This window comes from Psychrobacter sp. AT9, assembly GCF_047272965.1.
In the GTDB taxonomy this organism is placed as follows: Bacteria; Pseudomonadota; Gammaproteobacteria; order Pseudomonadales; family Moraxellaceae; genus Psychrobacter; species Psychrobacter glaciei.
The window spans coordinates 1,902,290-1,924,834 of record NZ_JBKOTW010000001.1 but is presented as its reverse complement, the minus strand read 5'-3'; the positions used below and the strand labels follow the sequence as shown (position 1 = coordinate 1,924,834).

Genomic DNA, 22,545 nt, shown 5'->3' with positions numbered 1-22,545 from the left:
TGTTAATTGATGATCAAACCTCTACGTCTTTATCAAACTTAAACTTTATAAGATTGGTTATTCATCATTCTCAAAGCTGGCGTTTTGATAGTACTCGGGCGTTAAGTTAATAAAGCGGGTAAATTGACCTTCAAAGCCTAACCGTAGCGTACCAATAGGGCCGTTACGTTGTTTACCGATGATAATTTCAGCCACACCTTTGTGGTCTGAGTTTTCATTATAGACCTCATCACGATAGATAAACATAATCAAATCGGCATCCTGCTCAATCGCACCCGATTCACGCAAATCCGACATGATAGGACGTTTGTTAGGGCGGTTCTCTAGACTGCGGTTAAGCTGCGATAACGCAATGACGGGACATTCAAGCTCACGTGCCAGTGCTTTTAAACTACGAGAAATCTCAGAAATCTCGCCCACACGGTTGCCATCGAGATTGGGTACTTTCATCAATTGTAGGTAATCGACCACGATAGCACCAAGCTTGCCATCATGGTTTTTGGCGATACGACGGCAGCGCGAACGCATCTCAGACGGCGGCAGGGCAGTACTATCATCGATATAAAGGTGCTTTGATTGCAGATGTTGAATGGCATTCATCATTTTTGCCCATTCGTCTTCATTCATTTGACCAGAACGCAAGTGTGTCTGATTAATCGCGCCCCACGACGACAGCAAGCGCATGACGATAGACTCTGCGGGCATCTCCATCGAAAACACCACAACCGGTAAATCTTCGTTAAACAAAATCCCTTCTGCCAAGTTCATGGCAAAGGTGGTTTTACCCATAGAAGGACGGGCGGCAACAATGATTAAATCGCCTGCTTGCAGCCCCTGCGTTTTATTGTTCAATTCAGCGAATGGCGTCTGCAACCCAATCATGCCGTCGGGATTAGATTTAAGCTCTTGAATTTTATCGATGACATTGGTCAGCACGGAGGTGATGCCCACAGGGCCACGTTGTTCGGCACGTTTGTTGTGCTGCTCATTGATACTAAATATCTTGCCCTCGACACTGTCCAAAATATCACTAACACTCTGGCTTTTAGGATTATAGGCAAGCGCTAGCATCTCATTGCCAGTAGTGATCAGTTGGCGTAGAGTAGATAGCTCACGTACACGCTGAGCGTAAGCGGTGAGGTTAAATAAAGTGGCGGGACTTTGGCTCAGAATATCTGCTAAGTAACTGTCACCACCTGCACCTTTGAGTAACTTCTGCGCTTCTAGCCAGTCGTGTACCATGACCGTATCATAAGGTTCATTGACGGCTGCTAAATGGGCAATGGCATCAAAAATATATTGATGTCGTCCAGCGTAGAAGTCATCTTTTGTGACGATATCCGCAATTTTATCGTACGCCTCTTCGATACTCATCAAAGACGCAAGCAAAGCCTTTTCAATATCGATATTGTGCGGCGGGGTTTGATTGAGTAAGTCGTCGGTTTTTTCAGTATCTGCCATGAGTGCCTAATGAGTTAAAAATCGGTATAAGAATGTGGGTTGGTCATGTAGCAAAACAAGTCAGGCATACTCTATGGTAAAAATACCAGAATATAAGAAGTTCTAAAACGCAAAAAGTAGTAAAAGGCGGTCTTGCGCTTGCTTGTAAATGCTACAATCAGAGGCGAAAGTTTAACACATTATGTGCTTTTTTTAGACGAGATAAATAACTAAATGCGTAGTTATAGAAATTCCTAGACTGTGAAATAGAATATAACGTCCAGATACAGAAGATGGTAGGTTTAATTATAAATACAATAAAATCAATTACTTAATTTAAAATAAGGTCATTGTTATGACGAATAAAAGACTGCCGCTGCTTATTACCACAGGTGAGCCTGCTGGCATTGGTATGGACGTCGTACTGCTATTAGCGGCTGAAGGTAAGTTGCAAGATTTTGAACGTCCCATTTGGGTTACGGCAGATAGCACCGCTATGCAAAAGCGCGCAGATACACTTGTAATGGCAGGCGTACTCGAAAGCTGTCCAGCTTGGCAAACGATGGATGCAAATATAGAAACTGATGATTTTTTAAGTCAATTATCACAGCAAACTTTGAACAGCGATAGTGCTTTTATTCTGCTGAATACGCCTTGTGCTGTGCCAGTCGTTCATGGACAAATTAATATCAGTAATTCAGCGATGGTTGCCACGCAATTAGCAGTTGCCCATCAGTTGGCAACCAAAAAAGCAGTTGCTGCTATCGTCACAGGACCATTGCAAAAATCTGCCTTGATAGATGCTGGTATAAAATTGCTCGATGGCACGATGTTTAGCGGTCATACCGAGTTTTTTATGCAGCAAAGTGGCTGTGATAAAGTCGTCATGATGCTTGCTAATCAAGCCATGAAAGTGGCGCTCGTCACCACGCATCTGGCACTAAAAGATATTCCTGCCGCCATCACTGCTGACAATGTCCGCCAAACAGTACAAATCGTCATCGATGATATGCGAGAGAAGTTTGGCTTAATGCAGCCACGCATTTTGGTTTGTGGTCTTAATCCTCATGCAGGCGAGGGTGGGCATTTGGGCATCGAGGAAATTGAGATTATCAATCCGGTATTACAAGCGTTTATTGATGCAGGCGTCAATATATCAACGGCGATGCCAGCAGATACTTTGTTTACGCCTAGACATTTAGCAAACTGTGATGCAGTGATTGCTATGTATCATGACCAAGGGTTGCCGGTGCTAAAATCGCATGGCTTTGGTGATACGGTCAACCTAACTTTGGGATTGCCTTACATTCGTACCTCGGTCGATCATGGTACGGCGCTTGATTTAGCGGGACGTGGAGGTGCAAGTGCCACTAGCTTATACCAAGCATTATTGATGGCAAATGAGATGGCGGATAAATCGCTTATTAATAGACCTCTTGTATAAAACTGGTGCCTTAGCGAGAATTGTCACGCAGTATTGGGTCACTTTAGTGCCAGCAATGCCTATCTGTCTATGCATCATCAAAAACACTCTAATATAAGTGGTTCCATTATAGCGGTCTATTTTAAGTGGTCTGTTAATAGGTTTAAAGGGTGAAATGACTGGTTCCCTTGGGGTATACCCTAACAGGACTAGCTGTTTTCTGGACAGGTACGATAAAGAGGAAGTGAGTGTATGATGAATATATTTCATATGCATTCGGAAGGCGAAAAATGCCTTATGTTTTATCTGAGATTGATGTGCCACTGCAAACTATCTTGAGCTGGAAAAAACGATGATTCAAACCGTTATCCATTATTTTCTACATTTCGGTATGCCGTTGATTATCGCCTATACATTTTTTCGTAATGACTATAAACGCGTATATTTGATCTTGTTAGCAACTATGCTAGTGGATCTAGATCACCTACTAGCCACACCTATTTTCTCGCCCAATCGATGCAGTATTAACTTTCATCCACTCCATACTTATTATGCGATGGCAGTATATGCAGCTATGTTGTTTTTACCTAAGCCGTATAAAATAATTGGTTTGGGATTATTACTGCATATTCTCACTGATTTGAACGACTGCGTAATGACCTATCTGAATTGCCCACAGTGTTTGAATGACGCTCCTGCTCGTGAGTTGGTGGAATGGTTAGTCAGAGCTACAAGCACTTGATGCAGCTATAAGAATATCGTCTAGTATTTATCCTACCAATCAACTCTCTCATAACTTCTAGTAGCAGCATCTATGCCCTTGCTATCCAATTTTAAATAAACCTAGCAGCAGACCTAATGTGTTCTACCACTAGAATTTATTTAGAGTGTTGCTACACATTTGATAAAACAATTCAGTTTCTAAGTAGGCAACAGTAAGATCGCACTAACCACTACTGTTTTCACATCGTTTTAATACTGCTGTAATCGCCACGGGTACGCAGAATAACTTCAACATCTGAATCGCCACGATTGCGCCAAAACCAGCCGTGATTGCCTGTAAATGCGGCTTCTAAAACCCCTTCATCAGCGGCAACGCCGCGACCTTTCTCATAACTAATAGCCTTGCCTAATGCATCGCCATGAGTATCAAAGTTGACCTCACCGCCTGTCACGACCCAAGAGTATTCAGTCTTGGCACCTGAATCCATTTTCATTTTAATCTCTATTCCTTCCCCTGGCGTCAAGGTAAAGGGAGTTTCATCGCGCCATTCACCACTTGCGATGGCAGTATCAGCGGGTGTGGCACTCATTGCTTGCTCAGTCACACCATCTATATTTGGTGTTTCAGACGTCATTGTGTCAGTTGCTAGTAAACCCGCTGCATCGGCGGCAGCTTCATCTGCCAATTGCTGCTTAACTTGTCCCATTTCTGTCAATTGAAGAACACTACCAATCCCAGTTGGATCAATACCATACTCAGCGGGAAGAACCACCGTAAATAAGAGAACGACTGCTGCGATGCCAGCTAAAATAGTAGATTTGACGAGCTGCTTTGAAGTGGGAAGTTCAGCTTGTAAAGGAGTATCACTGTTATACATATTAAAAACCCTTGAATTAAGAAGACATTAAATAGCCAGTGAGCTGCATGCCCACTAAAATAAATCCTGCGCTCATCATAGCCACGTTGGCGGTATAGGCGTTACGGATGAAACTTAGCGTACGACGCCAATAGCTCATGCCAATTAATATGATGGCTAGAGCCAGTAGCTGCCCAATCTCCACACCGACGTTAAAGGCGAGTAAGTTAGGGAGTAGACCGTCAGGCGACATCTCATATTCAAGGAGCTTAGTAGATAACCCAAAGCCGTGGAAAAGACCAAAGACAAGCACCGCTATTTTAGTATTTGGCTGAAACCCAAACCATCTCTGGAAGGCACCAATATTGTCTAACGCTTTGTAAACGACAGAGAGACCAATAATCGCATCGATCAGGTAACTATTCATACCGATGTTGAAGTACACGCCTAAAATCATCGTGGCGGAGTGACCTAATGCAAATAGGCTCACATAGACACCAATATGCTTCATACGGTAAAGAAAGAAGATGACCCCGAAGAGAAACAGGATATGGTCATATCCCGTAATCATGTGCTTAGCGCCTAAGTACATGAAGGGCAGAATATTGACTCCTGAAATCTCCTGAATATACCCTTTATCCCCTGCGGTTACCGCATGAGCAAGCGCTTCATTGCTACCAGTAACAAGACAAATAAGCAGTATTGAGAGTACTAACAGACGGGTCTGCCAAGTCGCCCATGGCGATCTTGGAAGCCTATTGTAGACATGGCTATACATTAAGAATCCTATAGTGTAAGAGTGATGAATACGTGTATGTGCTTTTTAGAAATATGTGCTTTTTAGAAAAAACTCTAAAATTATGAAAATTTTAAATGCAAATCGAATACTTAAGGAGTAAGATACTATCCCCTAGGGGGGGATAATGTCAACCATAAAATCTCAAGTCTTGTGAGGTATAATGGCGCTCTCTAGAGAAAGGACACTGTCATTATGAAAAAACCACACGTACACGCATCTCATCCAGCCGTAATCACACGCCTCAAAAAAGCGAATGGTCATTTAAGCAGCACGATAGAGATGTTGGTTGAGGGTCGAACCTGTCTTGATATAGCGCAGCAACTGCAAGCGGTAGAAAATGCCATTCATCAAGCTAAAAAAGTGTTAATTCAAGACCATTTAGATCATTGCCTTGAAGACTTATTAGGGGCTGTTGACAAAGATCAGCAGGACTCTATAGAGGAGTTCAAGGAAATAACTCGTTACTTATAAGATCAACCGACTGATCTAAAGAGACACTCCATGCTTAGTATCTTTGCAAACCGAACTTATCGCCATTTATTTGCCGCGCAAGTGATTGCCCTGATTGGTACTGGTCTAGCTACGGTGGCGCTAGGCCTTTTGGCATTTGATTTGGCAGGCAATAATGCTGGGGTCGTCATGGGAACGGCATTGGCCATCAAAATGATTGCCTATGTTGGCGTGGCACCCATTGCAGCGGCCTTTGCCGAACGGTTGCCTAAACGCACGCTGCTAGTGACACTAGATGTGATACGAGCCGGTGTCGCCCTGCTTTTACCATTTGTTTCCCAAATCTGGGAGGTTTATGTGTTGATCTTTGTATTGCAAGCCGCCTCAGCAGCTTTCACGCCTACTTTTCAGGCCACTATTCCTGATGTTCTGCCTAATGAAGCGGATTACACCAAAGCTTTGTCGCTCTCACGCCTTGCTTACGATATGGAAAGTCTAGTCAGTCCCATGTTAGCGGCAGCATTGCTGACAGTAATGAGCTTTCACAATCTATTTACGGGAACAGTACTGGGATTTTTAGCGTCTGCCATATTGGTCGTATCGGTCACGCTACCAGCGCATGCAATGCCCGCGCGCCGTAGCATTTATGATAGAACCACGCGCGGCATTCGTATCTATTTAGCGACCCCTCGACTGCGCGGATTACTCGCTGTTAATGTTGCCGTTTCTGCCGCTGCGTCTATGGTCTTTGTAAATACCGTGGTGATTATCCAAGGTGGTATGGGACTCACTCAGAGTGCAGTCGCATTAGCATTGGCGAGCTTTGGCGCAGGTTCTATGATTGCGGCACTGGCTTTGCCAAGTTTATTGGGTAAGCTGACAGATCGCAGCGTCATGTTAAGCGGTGTAGGGTTGCTTGTGGTGGGTATGTTCGCTGGTACCTTGATGATGGGACAAAACTCGCTTATGGCCTTATGGTTCGTGCTAGGTTTGGGTTATTCTGCTGCTCTGACACCTGCTGGACGCTTGCTATGGCGATCCTCACATCAGGAAGATCGTCCTGCATTGTTTGCTGCTCAGTTTGCTTTGTCTCACGTCAGTTGGTTAGTGTTCTATCCATTAGCGGGTTGGTTAGGTGCGCGCTACAGTATGACCGTAGCTTTTGCGGTATTAGGCGGTGCTGCTGCACTAGCGGTATGGGCGGCTTTTAGAGTATGGCCGTCTATTGATTTAAAAGAGATTGAGCACGAACATGCCAATCTACCAGAAGGTCATGTTCATGCTACAGGATCTCCTACACCTAACGGCTTACGCCATACCCATCCTTTCATAGTTGATGACTATCATCCGCGTTGGCCAAGCTCTGGTTCTTGATATAGATCCTGTACATGGGGGTTCGCTATTTTATAATAAAAAGTACACTGCTATGTACACTGAGCTACTATAAATGACTTTGACTACTGATATAAATAGCCTACAGCCTAGTGTTCAAGTCCTCACTAGGAAACCATGCTTATTTCTATATCGTCATAGAGGTGAAATAACATGACAACATTTAATATGAATAAACCAGAAATAGAGCAAGCTGCTATTGAGTTTAAAACGGCGCTGATAAATTGGAAATCAAGAGAAGGTATTATAGGGGCTTTCTCTACATATCGTGATCAATAGACAGACGAAGATGTGAGTAAAGCTGTAAGTAAGGAAACACAAGTTATTAAACCAGTATTAGAAGCCTTCGAGCCTGTATACCGTCTAGCTATACAGGGTAAAATAGAGAAACCTTTTTCCTTTCAAAGTTATATGATGACTTATGTTGGTAGAGTACTGGGCGATGAGTTGTCATGGCCTGAAGTTCGCGAGCCGTATCAGAGAATGATTAATAGTTTGAAAGGTGGGTTAACTACAGAAGAGCTCATAGACAGTATTTACTACAGAAATAATTTATTACCAGAGCATTATGATCAAGCGGTTAAGGAAATTGTAGCAGAGGGTTGGACTCATAATTACCCACAATAATTACTAAGAATGTTTTTCAATAAAAACCGCGAGACCATCCCAGCTTAATCTAAAGATTAAGCTGACCTTTCACATTAATAACTTTTATCTTATTCCCATAACGGGTCTTATGACAAATGATTATGAGGATAAAAAGTCTCGGGTCGGTTGCGCTAAGGTGTGAGTAACTTATCGATAAAACGTCTCAAAAATACAGCCAAATTATGAGCTGTGGTATAATTTGTTATAATAATACCAGCATATTGCTGCCATAGCCCATTTCTCTTTTATACATTAAGACTCTTTTATGTCCAAAACTTCGTTTGATGCCCAAACCATTTCCAATAGCCTACGGGCTGCCAAACACCAACCGCGTAAACGCTTTGGTCAAAACTTCTTACATGACCGTAGTGTTATTCGTGAGATTGTCGAGAGCATTCGCTTAGAGCGCGATGACAATTTAATCGAGATTGGCCCAGGTATGGGTGCGCTGACTGAGCCGTTATTGGCAGAAGTGGATGCGATGACGGTCGTAGAGCTGGATCGTGATTTGGCGGATAGCCTGCGTATTCGTATCGGTGCCAATAGCCATCCAAATTTTGAGATTATTAAAGACAATGCTATGCATGTCGATTATCGTGAGTTGTATAGCGAGGAGCGCGGTAAGCTACGCGTGGTGGGTAACTTGCCGTATAATATTTCTACGCCGATACTTTTTCATTTGCTCAGTTATGCCGATGTGATTCAAGACATGCACTTTATGTTGCAAAAAGAAGTCGTCGAGCGTATTACTGCTGACGTTGGAAGCAAGACGTATGGTCGCTTGTCGGTCATTATGCAATACCACTGTGATACGGATTATTTATTAACTGTGCCACGTGGCGCATTCAATCCGCCACCAAAAGTCACCAGCGCTGTATTTCGCCTGACGCCGCATATCAACAAACCTATCGTCGCAGAAGACGAAGCGTATTTCGCGATTGTAGTACGCGAAACCTTTAACCATCGTCGTAAGACCTTACGTGCTATTTTTAAAAAATCAACCTTGTTGCCGACATTGAGCGAGGATGACTTTGCCGCTTGTGGTATCGATCCACAAGCACGCCCTGAAGTCTTGAGTGTGAAAGATTTTGTCAATTTGAGCAATCAGGCAGGCAAGGTAGCAGATTAATTCATCATCCAAAAATAGTTATCTAGGGTGTGTCCTTATTTCAAAAATGGTGATAAAAATGAGATAAATTGCAGTCAGACGAGGAAAATAGCGCAGATAATATCGGGATATTAACCAGCTATTTAACGATGTTTGGCAAAATTTAGCCATTTTTAGCCCGTTTAGATATGATCAATTGAATTGAGGACACGCCCTAGATATGAATAAAAGTCATCACATAAAAGTCATCACATAAAAGATAGAGGATTTATGAGTTTTCGCCACCAGTACGTCATCGGTGATCTGCAAGGTTGTTATGCGGCGTATCTGCATCTACTCGAAACATTGGATTTTGACCCTACTCAAGATAAATTGTGGTTTGCAGGTGACTTAGTGGCACGCGGCGAAGACTCACTAAATACGTTGCGCGATGTCAAGGCGCTCTGTGAGCAAGGCGCGGCGGCTACGGTGTTGGGTAATCATGATATTAACTTAATCGCTGTTTGGCGCGGTGCCGCTAAAATTAAGAAAAAAGACAAGACCGCACCAATTTTTGCTGCCGATGATTGTGATGAGCTATTACATTGGTTACGTCAGCAGCCGATACTGGCTTATCCTGATGCCAATACCGTACTGGTACATGCTGGCATCCCGCCGCATTGGACTATTGAAGCAGCAGCGGACTATGCCCAGCAGTTAGAGGCGCAATTACGAGGCAGCTTAAAGCAGCTTGATCGGTTGTTGCCACACTTATATAGCAAGACGGCCGATGATTGGCATACAGGTATCAACGGCTTTACCAAAATGCGCGCGATTGCCAATTACTTCACTCGTATGCGTTTATGCAAGCAGGATGGCACGCTCGAATTTAGCTTTACGGCAAGCTTAGATGATTCGATGCCAAAGGATTTTTTGCCGTGGTTTGAGTGGCAAGTGCCGCGCAAGCGTAAGATACTATTTGGTCATTGGGCAGCGTTAAAAGGTGAGGTTGATCTGCCACATGCGCGCGCTTTGGATGGCGGCTGTGTTTGGGGAAATCATTTATTAGCCTATCGATTGGGTGATGAAGCGGTAATAACGTCAAGTGCGCATTGTCATCCGCCATAATTATGGCAGCTCATTAACTGAAGCGTGTCATCAAAACCACCAAAACTACCCATTTAACTGGGCAGATTGGGTGGTTTTTTCGGTTTTGGCAGTGGGGTTTTGGCATCGCCAGCACCTTTGCTATCAGAGTCAGTATTGTCTGCCTCATCACGGCTTATTTCATTACTACTAGTCGCAAAGCTATCAAGCGCCTTAGTGCTTCTATCATATTGAATATCATCGGTGTACGGCACACTATTGAGGTTGTCATCCATCAGACCATCATCGAGATCGATCACTTGTTTGGCCATGGTTGGATGGACGGTGCTATACGCTTCACGACTAGTCATCTCAGGATCAAAACTACTGTCTGATGTTTGATTGTCATATTGTATGTCGGTCACTGCTGGATCGTTTTTCATACTGCCTTGCATGGATTTGGGCAATATTTTTACGTCCGATAAGCGGCGCACAACGTAATTAGCAGGTATAGGCTTGCCGCCTTTTTGCCCTGAAGTATCATCAAATATCATACGACCTTGGCTATCGATGCGCGCATATTTCATCGGTTTGTCGCGTGGCCAAAAAAAGTCAGATGGGTGACTGATAATATGACCAAAAACCAATTTGGTCAGACGCCCCCATTCAAAGAAGCGCACTTCTTTTGAGCGTAGTGCCACGAATAAGGCGAGGGAAAAGCTGACCATCAAGTTGACGATACCGATAAGAGCAACACCAAGAATGGACAGTAAGATGACGTTCCAGCTTATATCATCAGCGGACATGTTAAACAGTCCATGCGCCAAGTTGGCTGAGGCAAAAGCAATGTGGCGAATATCAATTGGTAAGCCGAAGATAAAGCCGATGGTGGCAGTGCTGCCTAAAAACACCCCGAATAAAAAGTTGCCCATGATGGCACCCAAGTTCGCTTCTACAAAGCCGCCAAAGCGCTGTAGCCATGATTTAGGCAGTAGAATTTTGAGCAACTTATGCCGCTGTATACGTGCGCCCACATGGTTATAAACTGCTAAGTTGTCGTAATAACCAGCGATCAGACCCGATAAAAATAAATAGACACCAGCAATGGCAGCGTGGGGAAGGGCGAGCGAGCGAAAAGGATCAAGATCATGTAGGAGATGCCCAGCCTTCTCAGTATCAATCATCGGCGTGCCTGTATATTGCAGCCAAGCAAAAGAGATGATAAGAGCGACCGGTACCGCTAGCATTACATTACCCATGATAGCGACAAACTGGGTACGTAAAATATCGACCACCAATTCTGACAGCTTGGTTAGCTGATGAGACTTCTTGCCAGAGCCATCTGATATAGTGGAGGCAATAGCCGCCGCCGTCATGGCAGGCTGCTTGGTAGCAACGGTACCGCGAATGACATGGATAAAGACAAAACCCAAGCCATAAATCATACTGTTGATAAAGGCGCGTCCCATTGGTGCGAGGGCTAAATGATAAGCCAATATCTTGGTGGTCGCCATAAAAGCAATGATAAAGCCACCGATAGAGGCTTTTTTAAACATTTTCTGATAGCCGGATTTATCAGTACTAATATAATGCTCACCGACACGGCTCGCGTTTTCAGTCACTTTGCGCGAGAGCAGCTTGGTATTATTATCAATCAAATAGCCGATACTATAGCGACGATTGGCAGTGGTAATCAGCGTTTGTATCAGTTCAATGACGGCCAGATCACGCTTGTTATAATCATCAGTCACCAGTTCAGTCAAGATACGCATACGCTGCAAGCTTTGGTCGAGGCGCAGCATCATATTGGTCAGTCGAATAGAAATACCCGTCTTATAAATACGTTTGCGAACCGTGGCAACGATATCTTCGCATTGCTCAATCATGACAAGTAACGGTGCTGGATCGACGGCTTTTTCGGGGGTGATATCAGTCAAGGTATCAAGCTCATGCGCCTGCCTATATTGATTGACAAATAAGACCGCCTCTTGATTTTGCGCCACAAAAGAGGCTGAATAGTTCAGCATTTGCGGGTAAGAATCCATCAAGTCAGGATGCAAACCAAGACCGCTGATGCGATAAGATAGAATAATAATCGCGTTTAAAATACTGTTTTTCGCCGTGGCGACTAGATCTAAGTGTTCTTCTTTGACTCTCAGTAATTCAACCAGCTCATCCCATTTTTCTTTATCGATATTGGCCAACCAACGCTCATCAGAACGCTTATTAAATAGGTAACCAACCAACTCAACCACGGAGTCCTCTTGCGGTAGTATTGGCAAAAGTCGATGGCCAACTAAACGGCGCAAACTATTAAAAAATCCCTGATCCGACATAATGCCAGTATCGGTATAGAGTGCAATTTGCCGGTACTGGATAATGAGCTTTAATACAAAGCTGGCAAGGCCGTCACCATATTCTGGATGCTGACGAATGACATCAATGAGGTTCTGAATGTTATCATTGGCCAAGACAGGCTCTTTTTCAGTGACCCGTAGCTCATCTATTAAGCGTTTTAGTACCGCAGGATCAGGTACATCACTTAGCGCCGTAATCTGCTGTAAAATGCGTTTTAGTTCTGGCACGTCGCATCCTTTATCATGGTGGTTTCAACCGTTTTTATTGTTAGATTTTGAATATTATTATCTGGTATACAATATAGGTTATGACTAAAATCTTGGTAATACTATGAAGTAACTTAAGCGATAGTTTGCTTTGCGTTATTCTAATCGGAACGATGCATCGATAGTTAATTATTTTGTTAGCAGTTATTTTGAAAATATTTTTGGCAAAAAAAGGGACAGTAGCGAGACTGTCCCTTTTGTCATGATACTTTAATTATTAATTATTAAAAATCGCTGATTAGTTAGCAGGTACATCAAAGTAGTCAAGATCAAAGTTCATCATAGGATCGCTACCTGCTTGCACCATTTGCGCATGCGCATCGATACGTGGCAGTACACGACCAACGAAGTAGTCAGCAAGCTTGGCTTTGTTCGTGTAGAACTCGCCTTCTTGGCCGTCAGCAGCTTCAACCATCAACGCAAACATATACGAGTAGCACAGGTAGCCAAAGGCATGCATGTAGTCAACGGCACAGCCATTGATTTCGTTTTTACGTTCGCCAATGTTGCTCAGCACAGTTTTAGTCAACGCTTCAATCGTATCAGCGGCATCTAGTGTGGCTTGTTTGATGCCGTGATTGGCTTGCATATTATTGACAAAATCACGAATTTCACCTAAGAAATGAGTGACGTATTTGCCGTTATTGCGCGCCACTTTGCGGCCTAGTAAGTCAAGGGCTTGAATGCCATTGGTGCCTTCATAAATCTGGGCAATACGCGTATCACGAACGATTTGTTCCATACCCCATTCGCGGATATAGCCGTGACCACCAAATACTTGCTGACAATCAATAGTGGCTTCTAATGCTTTGTCAGTCAAAAATGCTTTGGCAACAGGCGTGAGTAGAGCAACGCGAGCGGAAGCCGCTTTGGCTGCTTCTGGATCGGTACTAAACTTTTCTTCATCAAGATTCTTGGCAACATACATGGCAAAGCAACGTGACGCTTCAGTATTGGTCTTAGCATTTAACAACATGCGGCGTACATCGGCATGATGGATAATCGCATCCGCAGGTTTTTCTGGGCTTTGCAACTGGGTATCACTACGACCTTGACCACGATCATTGGCATAAAGTGCCGCATTTTGATAGGCAAGCTCAGCACCACCAAGGCCTTGCAGACCCATAGTGACACGCTCATAGTTCATCATAATGAACATAGAGGACAGGCCTGTGTTTTCGGCACCAACCATCCAGCCTTTGGCACTATCAAAGTTCATCACACAAGTGGCAGATGCTTTGATACCCATTTTGTGTTCGATAGAACCGACTGCTAATGTATTGCGTTCACCCAAGCTGCCATCTTCATTGACCAAGAATTTTGGTACAACAAATAGCGAAATGCCTTTTGAGCCTTCTGGTGCATTAAGTGTTTTTGCCAATACTAAATGAATAATGTTTTCAGTTAGATCGTGCTCACCGCCCGTGATAAAAATCTTAGTACCAGAGATGTCATAGCTGCCATCATCGTTAGGTACGGCTTTGGTCTTGATGATGCCTAAGTCAGTACCCGCATGTGGCTCTGTTAAGCACATAGTGCCAGCCCATTCGCCGTTGTACATTTTTTCTAGATAGGTTTGCTTTTGCTCTTCAGAGGCCGCTGCATTTAGGCAAAGCGTCGCGCCTACAGTCAGGTTAGGGTAAAGGGCAAACGATTGGTTAGCGGTAAAAACCATCTCTTCGGTGAGCATGGTCACCATTTTAGGAAAGCCTTGACCACCGTATTCAGAGTTACCGCTTAAGCCAACCCAGCCTGACTCAGCATACTGCTTATATGCTTCTTTAAAGCCTGTTGGGGTAGTGACAACGCCATCACCCTGAAAAGTAGCGCCTTCTTCATCGCCACTACGGTTGATGGGCAGCAGAACGTTTTTGGTCAGTTTTGCCATTTCTTCTAAAATCATATCGACAGTGTCCATGTCAACATGAGCTAAATTGTCGTTGTTTTGCCAAAATGCATTCGCATTAAAAACATCATTTAAGATGAAGCGCATGTCATTAAGAGGGGCATTATAAACAGCCATCAGCAGTCCTTTGGTTCAAATGAATAAAAATTAAATACATTAAGATTATCGGTTGTTCTTTTTGAGTTAACCTTAATGGCTAATAGCTAAAGTTTAGCAAATTAGAGGCTTAGCTTGTGTATTTCTTCGTGAATTGTGCGTACACCAAAAACATTTATCATGCGAAATAATGGCTTTAATAGGCTTAAAAGGAATTGATAATACGCAAATCGGCAACATACTTTGGTATGTTGCCGATCGAAATTACGATAGTGGTGCTAATTCAACAAATCTTTGATAAATTGATGGCTTACTTAAAAGGCAAATTGATCAACATCCATACTCATGTACGGCTCAACACCAGTGCTGATGCGCTCTACGTGTGTGGTGGTACGTGGAAGCAATTTAGCAAAATAGAACTGAGCCGTCTTGATTTTAGCATCATAGAACGCAGGCTCGCTGCTGCCATCAGCAATAGCAGTTTGTGCCACAAGTGCCATACGTGCCCATAAATAAGCCAGAGTCACGTAACCACTGAAGTACATGTAATCAACCGCTGCACCGCCTACTGCTTCAGGGCTTTCAGTGGCTTGCATACCAATTCGCGCTGTTAAGTCGCCCCATTCTTTTAGATGCTTGACTAGTGGACGGATAAATTGACCCATCTCATCATTTTCTTTGTTTTCATCACAGAAGTCTTGGATGACTTTGACAAAGTTTGCAAGCAGCTTACCTTGTGAACCCAATACTTTACGACCCAATAGATCAAGTGCTTGTATTTCAGTCGTACCTTCGTATAGACAAGCGATACGCGTATCACGCACGTTTTGCTCCATACCCCATTCGCTGACAAAACCGTGACCACCATAAACTTGTATACCGTGGTTGGCAGCTTCTAGACCAGTCTCGGTCAAAAATGCTTTAGCGATTGGTGTCAACAATGACAGCATTTGATCAGCAAATTTAAGCGCTTCGCCTTCACCTTTTGCGACGGTATCCGCAAAATGTGAGAGATAATAGACCAATGCACGGCCACCTTCAGCAAAGGCTTTTTCGGTCAATAGCATGTTGCGAACCGCTGGATGTACAATGATCGGGTCAGCTACTTTTTCTGGTGCTTTGGTACCTGACAAAGAGCGCATGGCCAAACGATCTTTGGCATAAGTCAATGAGCCTTGGAATGCGTACTCTGCTGCAGTCAAGCCCTGAACAGCAGTACCGATACGGGCAACATTCATAAAGGTGAACATGCACTGTAGGCCGCGGTTTTCTGGGCCAATTAGGTAACCTGTTGCGCCATCGAAGTTGATGACACAAGTGGCAGAGGCTTTAATGCCCATTTTGTGCTCGATAGAGCCACAAACGACATTGTTACTATCGCCAACGCTGCCATCTTCTTGAACCGTCATCTTAGGAACGATAAACAATGAGATGCCTTTTGTGCCAGCAGGTGCGCCTGGTAAACGCGCCAATACAATGTGAATAATATTGTCGGTTAAATCATGCTCACCAGCTGAGATGAAGATTTTTTGACCAGTAATGCTATAGCTACCATCTTCTTTTGGCTCAGCTTTGGTACGGATAATACCCAAGTCAGAACCAGCGTGTGCTTCAGTCAGACACATCGTACCTGACCATTCACCGCTGATCATTTTTTCTAAATAGATGTTTTTCTGCTCATCAGTACCATGATGCTCGATGGTTTGGATCGCACCATGTGATAGGCCTGGGTACATAGAGAATGACCAGTTAGCCGTACCAACCATCTCATTGATGACCGTTGATAATGAAAACGGCATGTTTTGACCACCGAATTCTTCTTCAGCAGACAACGCAGGGAAACCAAGCTCACAATACGCTTTATAGGCTTCTTTAAAGCCCTTTGGTGTCGTTACTTTGCCGTTATCAAACTTGCAGCCTTCCGCATCGCCGCTTTGGTTCAATGGTGACAGCTCATTTTCAGCAAAGCTTGCAGCCATTTCAAACAGGCTATCCATTAGCTCGCGGTCTGCTTCTTGAAATGCAGGTAGCGTTTTGTAATGGCTTTCGCTATCGAGCAGCTCATGCATAACGAATTGAATATCACGTAAAGGTGCTTTGTATTGCATAACTTCCTGTCCTTTTTGTAATGCAATCAATAATAGCTGGTCGTCCTATGACAGCGCTAGGGTTTAGCGCATGATGCAGGATTGACTATATCCAGATGGTCTGTTGGAGTCGCAGACCTATCTAAGGTATCGATTGCATAAAATAGTATTGAAAAGAATGGTGATTGTTAGAGTCAGTTTGATATTTAGTAAGCTCTAACAAATTCACTATAAAAGATAGGCTTTCATAGGCGATTATACAAGTTTGGTAACAGCACTGATAAGTCATGAACCTACCTTGCATCCGTTATGCAATCAACGTTAGGCGAAAAAATAATGATAATAATCGACTAAAAAATGATTGGCTGATTCTCGATTAAAATACTGACTAGGGCGTGTCATCATTTAGACAAATATTGCTGCGTTAACATTTCAGTTGCGATATCAGCAGTCACGGGTTTGCTAAACCAATAGCCTTGTCCATATTTACAACCCATGTCTAACAGTAAATCGCGTTGTTGTTTGGTTTCGATACCCTCAGCGATGACCTGCATATCAAGCGCCACCGCTAACTCTAAAATAGCCTTGACGATCGCATATTGGGTACGATCCGTTTCAATCTTAGAGATAAAACTTTTATCGATTTTGATAAAGTCAAAAGGATACTCTTGTAGATAACTTAAAGAGGCATAACCCGTACCAAAATCATCCAGCGCTAAACAAATCCCCAACTCTTTCAGTAAGTTGAGCTGTTTTTTGACATTAGCATGGCGCTGTATTAATGAGGATTCTGTGACTTCGATATGCAGTTGATGGGCATGGATGTCGTGCTGCACAAATAAGTTGCTCACCATCTCAAAGAAATCAGGATGGCTAAATTCAGCAGCATCGGCGTTGATACAAATATGTTGATCGAAGCCAAGTTTTTGCCAAATAGACAACTGTTCCGCAATTTGAGTCGCCATTTGTGAGAACAGCTCAAATGACAGTTTGTGCGTGATGATGGCATTCATAAAGTGAACAGGTTTTAGCAGCCCACGAGTAGGATGCTGCCAGCGTACCAGCGCCTCAAAGCCAGTAATAGCCCCAGTATCTAAGGAAAATTTCGGTTGATAATAGGGTACAAACTGAACATCATTGGTGGCAGCTCTAAGCTCCGCTTCCAACTGTAAACTATTGGCAGTTGCCTCATCGATGGTCTTGTTGTACCAACAGATGTCGTCTCCACCTTGCTGTTTAACATACTGTAGGGCTTTCTCAGCTTTGGTCAACAACCCTATCATTTCGTAATCATTTTCAGGGAAAAAACTGACCCCAACTGAGATATGACAATAAATGGCTGTATCTTCTGCTGGCTCATTACTGACGAAAAAAGGATGCTCACACATTTGCATCAAGAGGTCTAACTGATTGCGTACGGAATTGGCATCAGTGCATTCAAATAATAAGGCAAAGTCATCACCACCAAAATGTGAAAAACAATGCAAATCTTCGAGCTTTAAGGTTTTGACCCTTAGTACGAAGCTTTCTATGAGAGTATTAATACCGTCGGGGCCGAGTAGGCTTGCGAGGTTACGATAACGATCAATGTTTAGGCGTACAATCACGACTTCTTGATAACTTTCTAACAATAGCTCACTGGTCTGACTCAAAAAAACCTTGCGGTTAGGCAACCCTGTCAGTTGATCGTAATTGAGTAGATGATTCATTTGTTTTCTGTCTTTTACGACCGACGACATATCGCGCACCACACCGATATAATAACCCGTTTCTCCCACGTAGATTCTTCGGTAAGTGATATGGCAATTCAGAACTTGTCCATAGCGAGTCGCTATCGAAAAGTCAATTTCATAAAATCCCTTACTGTCTAAATGACTGGTAAGATCATTTAAAATAGCTTGCTCTTCTTTTGATAAAAACTCAGCCGCATATATACCAAGTGGTCGCCCCAGCAAAAAAGATTCACTGTAACCAATCATAATCTCGTAAATAGCATTGACCGATAGATAACGAAAGTTTGCGTCTAAGATAAAGATAGCGTCTTCATATTGCTCACATAACTGTGTCAGCAGTTGCTGCTTATCTGAGAGCGGTAGGGTGGTAAAAGTAGTCATAATTGGACTCACTAAGTCAACGTCAAGTCTAAAAAATTGGTCAGTCATTGCTAGCAATAACCACCGTCAGTCATATGGATTACCTAAGCTCAGCGGCTCAAGCTATTTCCCAGTTTGCAAAGCAATAAGAAGCGTTGTATCAGAGCACTTCATTTAACCTAGCCATCAGCATATATACAGAATGGCGTTTGGTGATTAATGGCTAAGCGCGTGCAATGTTGCCAAGGCGACGACAGGCGCGGTCTCTGTTCGTAGCACACGATTACCGATCTGCCAAGGCGCAAAGCCTACTGTTTGTGCTTGTACTGACTCATCATTACTGAGACCACCCTCAGGACCGATTAGCAGCTCAATGTAGGGTTTGTCTTGTGTTAGTGCGGTTGAGAGTGTCTCTGGTTGCAGAGGTTGTCCCGCTGCTGGCACGCTCATCATTAATCGGCTATCTGCTGGCTGGTTTAATATTTGATAATAAGGGGCTTCACTCAGTGTCGCGACAATAGGGCTAACCGCAGCGCTGACAGATATTGCTGTGTCTGTAGCATTGGTCGCTGAATCACGTAACCAGTCATTGATAGACAGTGGTGCAAGGATAAGAGGAGGGCGATTGAGGCCGCATTGTTCACAGGCAGCGATAGCGATTTGTTGCCAATGTGCCAGCTTTTTTTCGACTTGGGCAGGTTTGAGATTGACTTCGCCATGATGACTGCTAAGGAGCTGAATAGCAGTGACACCAAGCTCAGTGGACTTTTGAATGGCATAATCCATCCGTTCACCGCGACTCATCACTAGGGCTATTTTAGTCAATACAGGGGCGCTGCGGTCATCAGTTGAATGACTGAGTAAGGTAACCGTGGCATTTTTTTTACTAATCGCTTGTAGCTCTACCTGATATTCGCCGCCAAAGCCATCAAACAAAATACCTTGATCACCGATATTTGCGCGTAATACTCGGCACCAATGATGAACGATGCTGTCTGTTAATTCGACACTAGCACCAATAGATAATGCGCTAAGGGTAGGAAAGGTGGTGTTCAAATCGTTACTGATAGCATAAAAAAAACGTCGCACAGTCGTTTAGTCCTTTAATTGAACAATAATCCCTCTCAACATGTTAGCAGAATATGAGTGGCGGAGGGAAAGGTATTGTCACAGGTATTTGGGAAATAAAACAGGTCATGTAGAGCAGTTGTTAAGACAAGATAGATCATAAGTAAAACGAAAAAACTGGCACTCCGAAGAATGCCAGTCATTTAACAAGAAGTTCAACAAAGGTCTAAGCGGTAAGTCCTAATGCTTCGACCAAACGCTTATTCGGCTCAACCTTATTCATGCTATAAAAATGCATGGCAGGTACACCCTCATTGATTAAACGCTCACATAGACGATATACCACATCAAAACCAAATTCACGGATGGCCTTGCGGTCATCACCAAAGTCAGCCAACTGCTTACGCACATAACGCGGAATATCAGCGCCACAGCTATCGGCAAAGCGTACCAAATTACTTGAGTTGGTAATGGGCATAATGCCAGCCACCAATGGCTGTGCTACGGTATCAATCCCACGCTTTTCTAAGGTATCACGCAAATATAAGTAGCTATCGGCGTTATAGAAAAACTGGGTAATCGACGCATTGGCGCCCGCTTGGTATTTATTGACCAAATTGTCAACATCAAACGCAAAGCTACGCGCTTGTGGGTGCATCTCAGGATACGCGGCCACTTCAATATGGAAGTGATCGCCTGAGTGTTCACGAATGAATTTTACCAAATCGACAGCAAATGGTAGTTCACCCATACCCACCTGACCTGAAGGCAAGTCACCACGTAGCGCGACTAGGCGCTTGATACCTAAGCTTTTGTAGTGCTCAAGCAATTCAGCGATTTCTGCTTTATCATCACCAATACAAGACATATGCGGCGCAATGTCAGTATCGCCGCGTGCACATAGCGCTTGAACGATATCTAAAGTGCGGTTACGGGTTGAACCGCCAGCACCGTAGGTCACCGAAAAGTACGCAGGTGATAGCTTATTCAGCTCATCATAAGTGCTGAGTAGCTTTTCATGACCCAGTTCGGTTTTGGCCGGAAAAAACTCAAAGGAGAAAGCAGGCTTAGTCACAGTCTGGCTCCTTTTAGTATTTATAAGCGTCAGGCTTAAATGGACCTTCGACAGGTACACCCAAATATTCCGCTTGTTTATCCGTCAGCTTCGTCAGTGTACCGTTAAAACCAGCAACCATGGCAGCAGCGACTTCTTCGTCCAGTTTCTTCGGCAATACTCTGACGTATAAGTTGTCAGTGCGCTCATCAGCTGGCAAGTCAGCGAATTTCTCTTCAAACAGATACATTTGAGCCAATACTTGGTTAGCAAATGAGCCGTCCATCACGCGTGATGGGTGACCAGTGGCATTACCAAGGTTCACTAAGCGACCTTCAGCAAGCAAGATCAAATAATCATTCTCGTCATCTGAGCGGAAGATTTGATGCACTTGTGGTTTAATCTCAACCCAGCGCCAGTTGTCACGCATGAATTGGGTGTCGATTTCGGTGTCAAAATGACCGATGTTACAAACGACTGCACCAGGTTTCAGTGCTGCAAGCATATGACGATCACAAACATGGTAGTTACCAGTGGTGGTAACGATCATGTCAGTGTCTTCAAGCAGACGTGTGTTGATGTTGTCTGCGCCGCCAGTGTTATCACCGTTAATGTAAGGCGATAATACTTCAAAACCGTCCATACATGCCTGCATGGCACAGATAGGATCAACTTCTGAGACACGTACGATCATGCCTTCTTGGCGTAAGCTTTGCGTAGAGCCTTTACCCACATCGCCATAACCGATAACTAGAGCGCGGCGACCAGCAAGGAACATGTCAGTAGCACGTTTGATGGCATCATTTAAGCTATGACGGCAACCGTATTTGTTGTCATTTTTAGACTTAGTGACAGCATCGTTGACATTGATTGCTGGTACTTTAAGCGTACCTTTATTTAGCATCTCAACCAAGCGATGAACACCAGTGGTGGTTTCTTCTGAGATACCATGGATATTATCAAGAAGCTCAGCATAATCATTATGGATCAATGCAGTTAAATCACCGCCATCATCCAAGATTAAGTTAGTATCCCAAAGCTGACCTGAGGCTTCGCCGCCAACGTGAACTTGTTGACGCAAGCACCATTCATACTCTTCTTCTGTTTCGCCTTTCCAAGCATAAACAGAGATACCAGCAGCAGCAATCGCCGCAGCAGCATGGTCTTGAGTTGAGAAGATGTTGCATGATGTCCAACGTACTTCAGCACCTAGCGCGACTAGTGTCTCGATAAGTACGGCAGTTTGGATGGTCATGTGGATACAGCCAGCGATTTTTGCGCCTTTAAGCGGTTGATCAGCTTCGTAGCGACGACGCAGACCCATAAGGGCAGGCATTTCAGCTTCGGCAAGGGTGATTTCACGGCGGCCGTAATCAGCAAGGCTGATGTCAGCGACTTTATAGTCAGTGAAAGAGGGATCGATCGTATGGGCAGATGGTGTAGTAGACACTGCGTCCATAATATGCTCCTATCAGTGGTTAACGTATGATAAAAAGAATAAAAACGCAGGTGCCGTTGTTTGCGCTGTGAGCGACCAAAATAGGGCGCTCGACAGTTAACCGAGCCTAACATAACCTATAATTTGCATGATTTTAGTCTCTCAATGCAATATCTATGGTCATGGCGCAACACCTCTCGGAGGTCGTTATTGTAATAGATGAGTCATGGATTGTCACCTGTTGGATAACATAAATAGATGACGGTATAGGAAG

At 43.8% G+C, this 22,545-nt stretch carries 18 protein-coding genes; 8 read left to right on the top strand and 10 right to left on the bottom strand.

Translation table 11 applies throughout. The annotated features are described in order from the left end of the window. Positions 1 to 57: 57 nt before the first annotated feature. The gene (gene dnaB, locus ACMFL8_RS08035; RefSeq protein WP_010198448.1) at positions 58 to 1,461 is read right to left on the bottom strand and encodes a replicative DNA helicase; all 1,404 of its coding nucleotides are present in this window, start codon (positions 1,459 to 1,461) and stop codon (positions 58 to 60) included. Between the two features lie 334 nt (positions 1,462 to 1,795). Here dnaB and pdxA point away from each other — a divergent pair, with 334 nt between their 5' ends. Together pdxA and ACMFL8_RS08025 are read left to right on the top strand one after the other, a co-directional pair. Next, complete coding sequence (gene pdxA, locus ACMFL8_RS08030; protein WP_413190635.1) at positions 1,796 to 2,884, top strand: 4-hydroxythreonine-4-phosphate dehydrogenase PdxA; 1,089 nt, start codon at positions 1,796 to 1,798, stop codon at positions 2,882 to 2,884. A 331-nt stretch (positions 2,885 to 3,215) separates the two neighbouring features. Then, positions 3,216 to 3,605 (top strand): DUF6122 family protein, encoded by a 390-nt coding sequence (locus ACMFL8_RS08025; protein WP_227669830.1) that lies wholly within the window; start codon positions 3,216 to 3,218, stop codon positions 3,603 to 3,605. Positions 3,606 to 3,825: 220 nt separating this feature from the next. Here ACMFL8_RS08025 and ACMFL8_RS08020 read toward each other — a convergent pair whose 3' ends face one another. After that, positions 3,826 to 4,464, bottom strand: coding sequence for a transmembrane anchor protein (locus ACMFL8_RS08020; RefSeq protein WP_189581738.1), 639 nt, complete (start codon positions 4,462 to 4,464; stop codon positions 3,826 to 3,828). A 16-nt stretch (positions 4,465 to 4,480) separates the two neighbouring features. Further along, on the bottom strand, positions 4,481 to 5,221 hold the full coding sequence (locus ACMFL8_RS08015; protein WP_189581741.1) for a HupE/UreJ family protein: 741 nt from the start codon (positions 5,219 to 5,221) through the stop codon (positions 4,481 to 4,483). A gap of 213 nt (positions 5,222 to 5,434) precedes the next feature. Here ACMFL8_RS08015 and ACMFL8_RS08010 point away from each other — a divergent pair, with 213 nt between their 5' ends. From ACMFL8_RS08010 to ACMFL8_RS07985, 6 genes are all read left to right on the top strand, one after another. Further along, positions 5,435 to 5,713, top strand: a complete 279-nt coding sequence (locus ACMFL8_RS08010; protein WP_189581756.1) for a metal-sensing transcriptional repressor — start codon at positions 5,435 to 5,437, stop codon at positions 5,711 to 5,713. A 30-nt stretch (positions 5,714 to 5,743) separates the two neighbouring features. Beyond that, the gene (locus ACMFL8_RS08005; protein WP_189581759.1) at positions 5,744 to 7,066 is read left to right on the top strand and encodes an MFS transporter; all 1,323 of its coding nucleotides are present in this window, start codon (positions 5,744 to 5,746) and stop codon (positions 7,064 to 7,066) included. Between the two features lie 171 nt (positions 7,067 to 7,237). After that, positions 7,238 to 7,363: a hypothetical protein gene (locus tag ACMFL8_RS08000; RefSeq protein WP_264997158.1), complete on the top strand. Its 126-nt coding sequence runs from the start codon at positions 7,238 to 7,240 to the stop codon at positions 7,361 to 7,363. 12 nt (positions 7,364 to 7,375) lie between these two features. After that, a complete protein-coding gene (locus ACMFL8_RS07995; protein ID WP_227669829.1) occupies positions 7,376 to 7,711 on the top strand; it encodes a hypothetical protein in 336 nt (111 codons plus the stop codon). A gap of 286 nt (positions 7,712 to 7,997) precedes the next feature. Then, the gene (gene rsmA / locus ACMFL8_RS07990) at positions 7,998 to 8,861 is read left to right on the top strand and encodes a 16S rRNA (adenine(1518)-N(6)/adenine(1519)-N(6))-dimethyltransferase RsmA (protein ID WP_194618629.1); all 864 of its coding nucleotides are present in this window, start codon (positions 7,998 to 8,000) and stop codon (positions 8,859 to 8,861) included. Between the two features lie 249 nt (positions 8,862 to 9,110). Continuing rightward, complete coding sequence (locus ACMFL8_RS07985) at positions 9,111 to 9,947, top strand: symmetrical bis(5'-nucleosyl)-tetraphosphatase (protein WP_194618627.1); 837 nt, start codon at positions 9,111 to 9,113, stop codon at positions 9,945 to 9,947. 53 nt (positions 9,948 to 10,000) lie between these two features. On the opposite strand, the gene ACMFL8_RS07980 is transcribed toward ACMFL8_RS07985, so the two are convergent. From ACMFL8_RS07980 to ahcY, 7 genes are all read right to left on the bottom strand, one after another. Further along, positions 10,001 to 12,490 (bottom strand): site-specific recombinase, encoded by a 2,490-nt coding sequence (locus ACMFL8_RS07980; protein WP_413190634.1) that lies wholly within the window; start codon positions 12,488 to 12,490, stop codon positions 10,001 to 10,003. Positions 12,491 to 12,767: 277 nt separating this feature from the next. Then, complete coding sequence (locus ACMFL8_RS07975; protein ID WP_413190633.1) at positions 12,768 to 14,552, bottom strand: acyl-CoA dehydrogenase C-terminal domain-containing protein; 1,785 nt, start codon at positions 14,550 to 14,552, stop codon at positions 12,768 to 12,770. Positions 14,553 to 14,845: 293 nt separating this feature from the next. Continuing rightward, positions 14,846 to 16,639 (bottom strand): acyl-CoA dehydrogenase C-terminal domain-containing protein, encoded by a 1,794-nt coding sequence (locus ACMFL8_RS07970; protein WP_352309231.1) that lies wholly within the window; start codon positions 16,637 to 16,639, stop codon positions 14,846 to 14,848. Positions 16,640 to 17,019: 380 nt separating this feature from the next. Continuing rightward, complete coding sequence (locus tag ACMFL8_RS07965) at positions 17,020 to 18,732, bottom strand: putative bifunctional diguanylate cyclase/phosphodiesterase (RefSeq protein WP_227676117.1); 1,713 nt, start codon at positions 18,730 to 18,732, stop codon at positions 17,020 to 17,022. A gap of 195 nt (positions 18,733 to 18,927) precedes the next feature. Continuing rightward, the gene (locus ACMFL8_RS07960; protein WP_413190632.1) at positions 18,928 to 19,800 is read right to left on the bottom strand and encodes a 16S rRNA (uracil(1498)-N(3))-methyltransferase; all 873 of its coding nucleotides are present in this window, start codon (positions 19,798 to 19,800) and stop codon (positions 18,928 to 18,930) included. Between the two features lie 205 nt (positions 19,801 to 20,005). Then, positions 20,006 to 20,854, bottom strand: a complete 849-nt coding sequence (locus ACMFL8_RS07955) for a methylenetetrahydrofolate reductase (protein ID WP_194618616.1) — start codon at positions 20,852 to 20,854, stop codon at positions 20,006 to 20,008. A 13-nt stretch (positions 20,855 to 20,867) separates the two neighbouring features. Continuing rightward, a complete protein-coding gene (gene ahcY, locus ACMFL8_RS07950; RefSeq protein WP_413190631.1) occupies positions 20,868 to 22,292 on the bottom strand; it encodes an adenosylhomocysteinase in 1,425 nt (474 codons plus the stop codon). Positions 22,293 to 22,545 lie beyond the last annotated feature (253 nt).

What these genes read in the sequence shown, in the direction of transcription:
- ahcY (WP_413190631.1), bottom strand. Translation starts at nt 22,292, where the DNA reads ATGGACGCAGTGTCTACTACACCATCTGCCCATACGATCGATCCCTCT.
- dnaB (WP_010198448.1), bottom strand. Translation starts at nt 1,461, where the DNA reads ATGGCAGATACTGAAAAAACCGACGACTTACTCAATCAAACCCCGCCG.
- pdxA (WP_413190635.1), top strand. Translation starts at nt 1,796, where the DNA reads ATGACGAATAAAAGACTGCCGCTGCTTATTACCACAGGTGAGCCTGCT.
- ACMFL8_RS08000 (WP_264997158.1), top strand. Translation starts at nt 7,238, where the DNA reads ATGACAACATTTAATATGAATAAACCAGAAATAGAGCAAGCTGCTATT.
- ACMFL8_RS08020 (WP_189581738.1), bottom strand. Translation starts at nt 4,464, where the DNA reads ATGTATAACAGTGATACTCCTTTACAAGCTGAACTTCCCACTTCAAAG.
- rsmA (WP_194618629.1), top strand. Translation starts at nt 7,998, where the DNA reads ATGTCCAAAACTTCGTTTGATGCCCAAACCATTTCCAATAGCCTACGG.
- ACMFL8_RS07985 (WP_194618627.1), top strand. Translation starts at nt 9,111, where the DNA reads ATGAGTTTTCGCCACCAGTACGTCATCGGTGATCTGCAAGGTTGTTAT.
- ACMFL8_RS08015 (WP_189581741.1), bottom strand. Translation starts at nt 5,221, where the DNA reads ATGTATAGCCATGTCTACAATAGGCTTCCAAGATCGCCATGGGCGACT.
- ACMFL8_RS08010 (WP_189581756.1), top strand. Translation starts at nt 5,435, where the DNA reads ATGAAAAAACCACACGTACACGCATCTCATCCAGCCGTAATCACACGC.
- ACMFL8_RS07970 (WP_352309231.1), bottom strand. Translation starts at nt 16,639, where the DNA reads ATGCAATACAAAGCACCTTTACGTGATATTCAATTCGTTATGCATGAG.
- ACMFL8_RS08025 (WP_227669830.1), top strand. Translation starts at nt 3,216, where the DNA reads ATGATTCAAACCGTTATCCATTATTTTCTACATTTCGGTATGCCGTTG.
- ACMFL8_RS07965 (WP_227676117.1), bottom strand. Translation starts at nt 18,732, where the DNA reads ATGACTACTTTTACCACCCTACCGCTCTCAGATAAGCAGCAACTGCTG.
- ACMFL8_RS08005 (WP_189581759.1), top strand. Translation starts at nt 5,744, where the DNA reads ATGCTTAGTATCTTTGCAAACCGAACTTATCGCCATTTATTTGCCGCG.
- ACMFL8_RS07975 (WP_413190633.1), bottom strand. Translation starts at nt 14,552, where the DNA reads ATGGCTGTTTATAATGCCCCTCTTAATGACATGCGCTTCATCTTAAAT.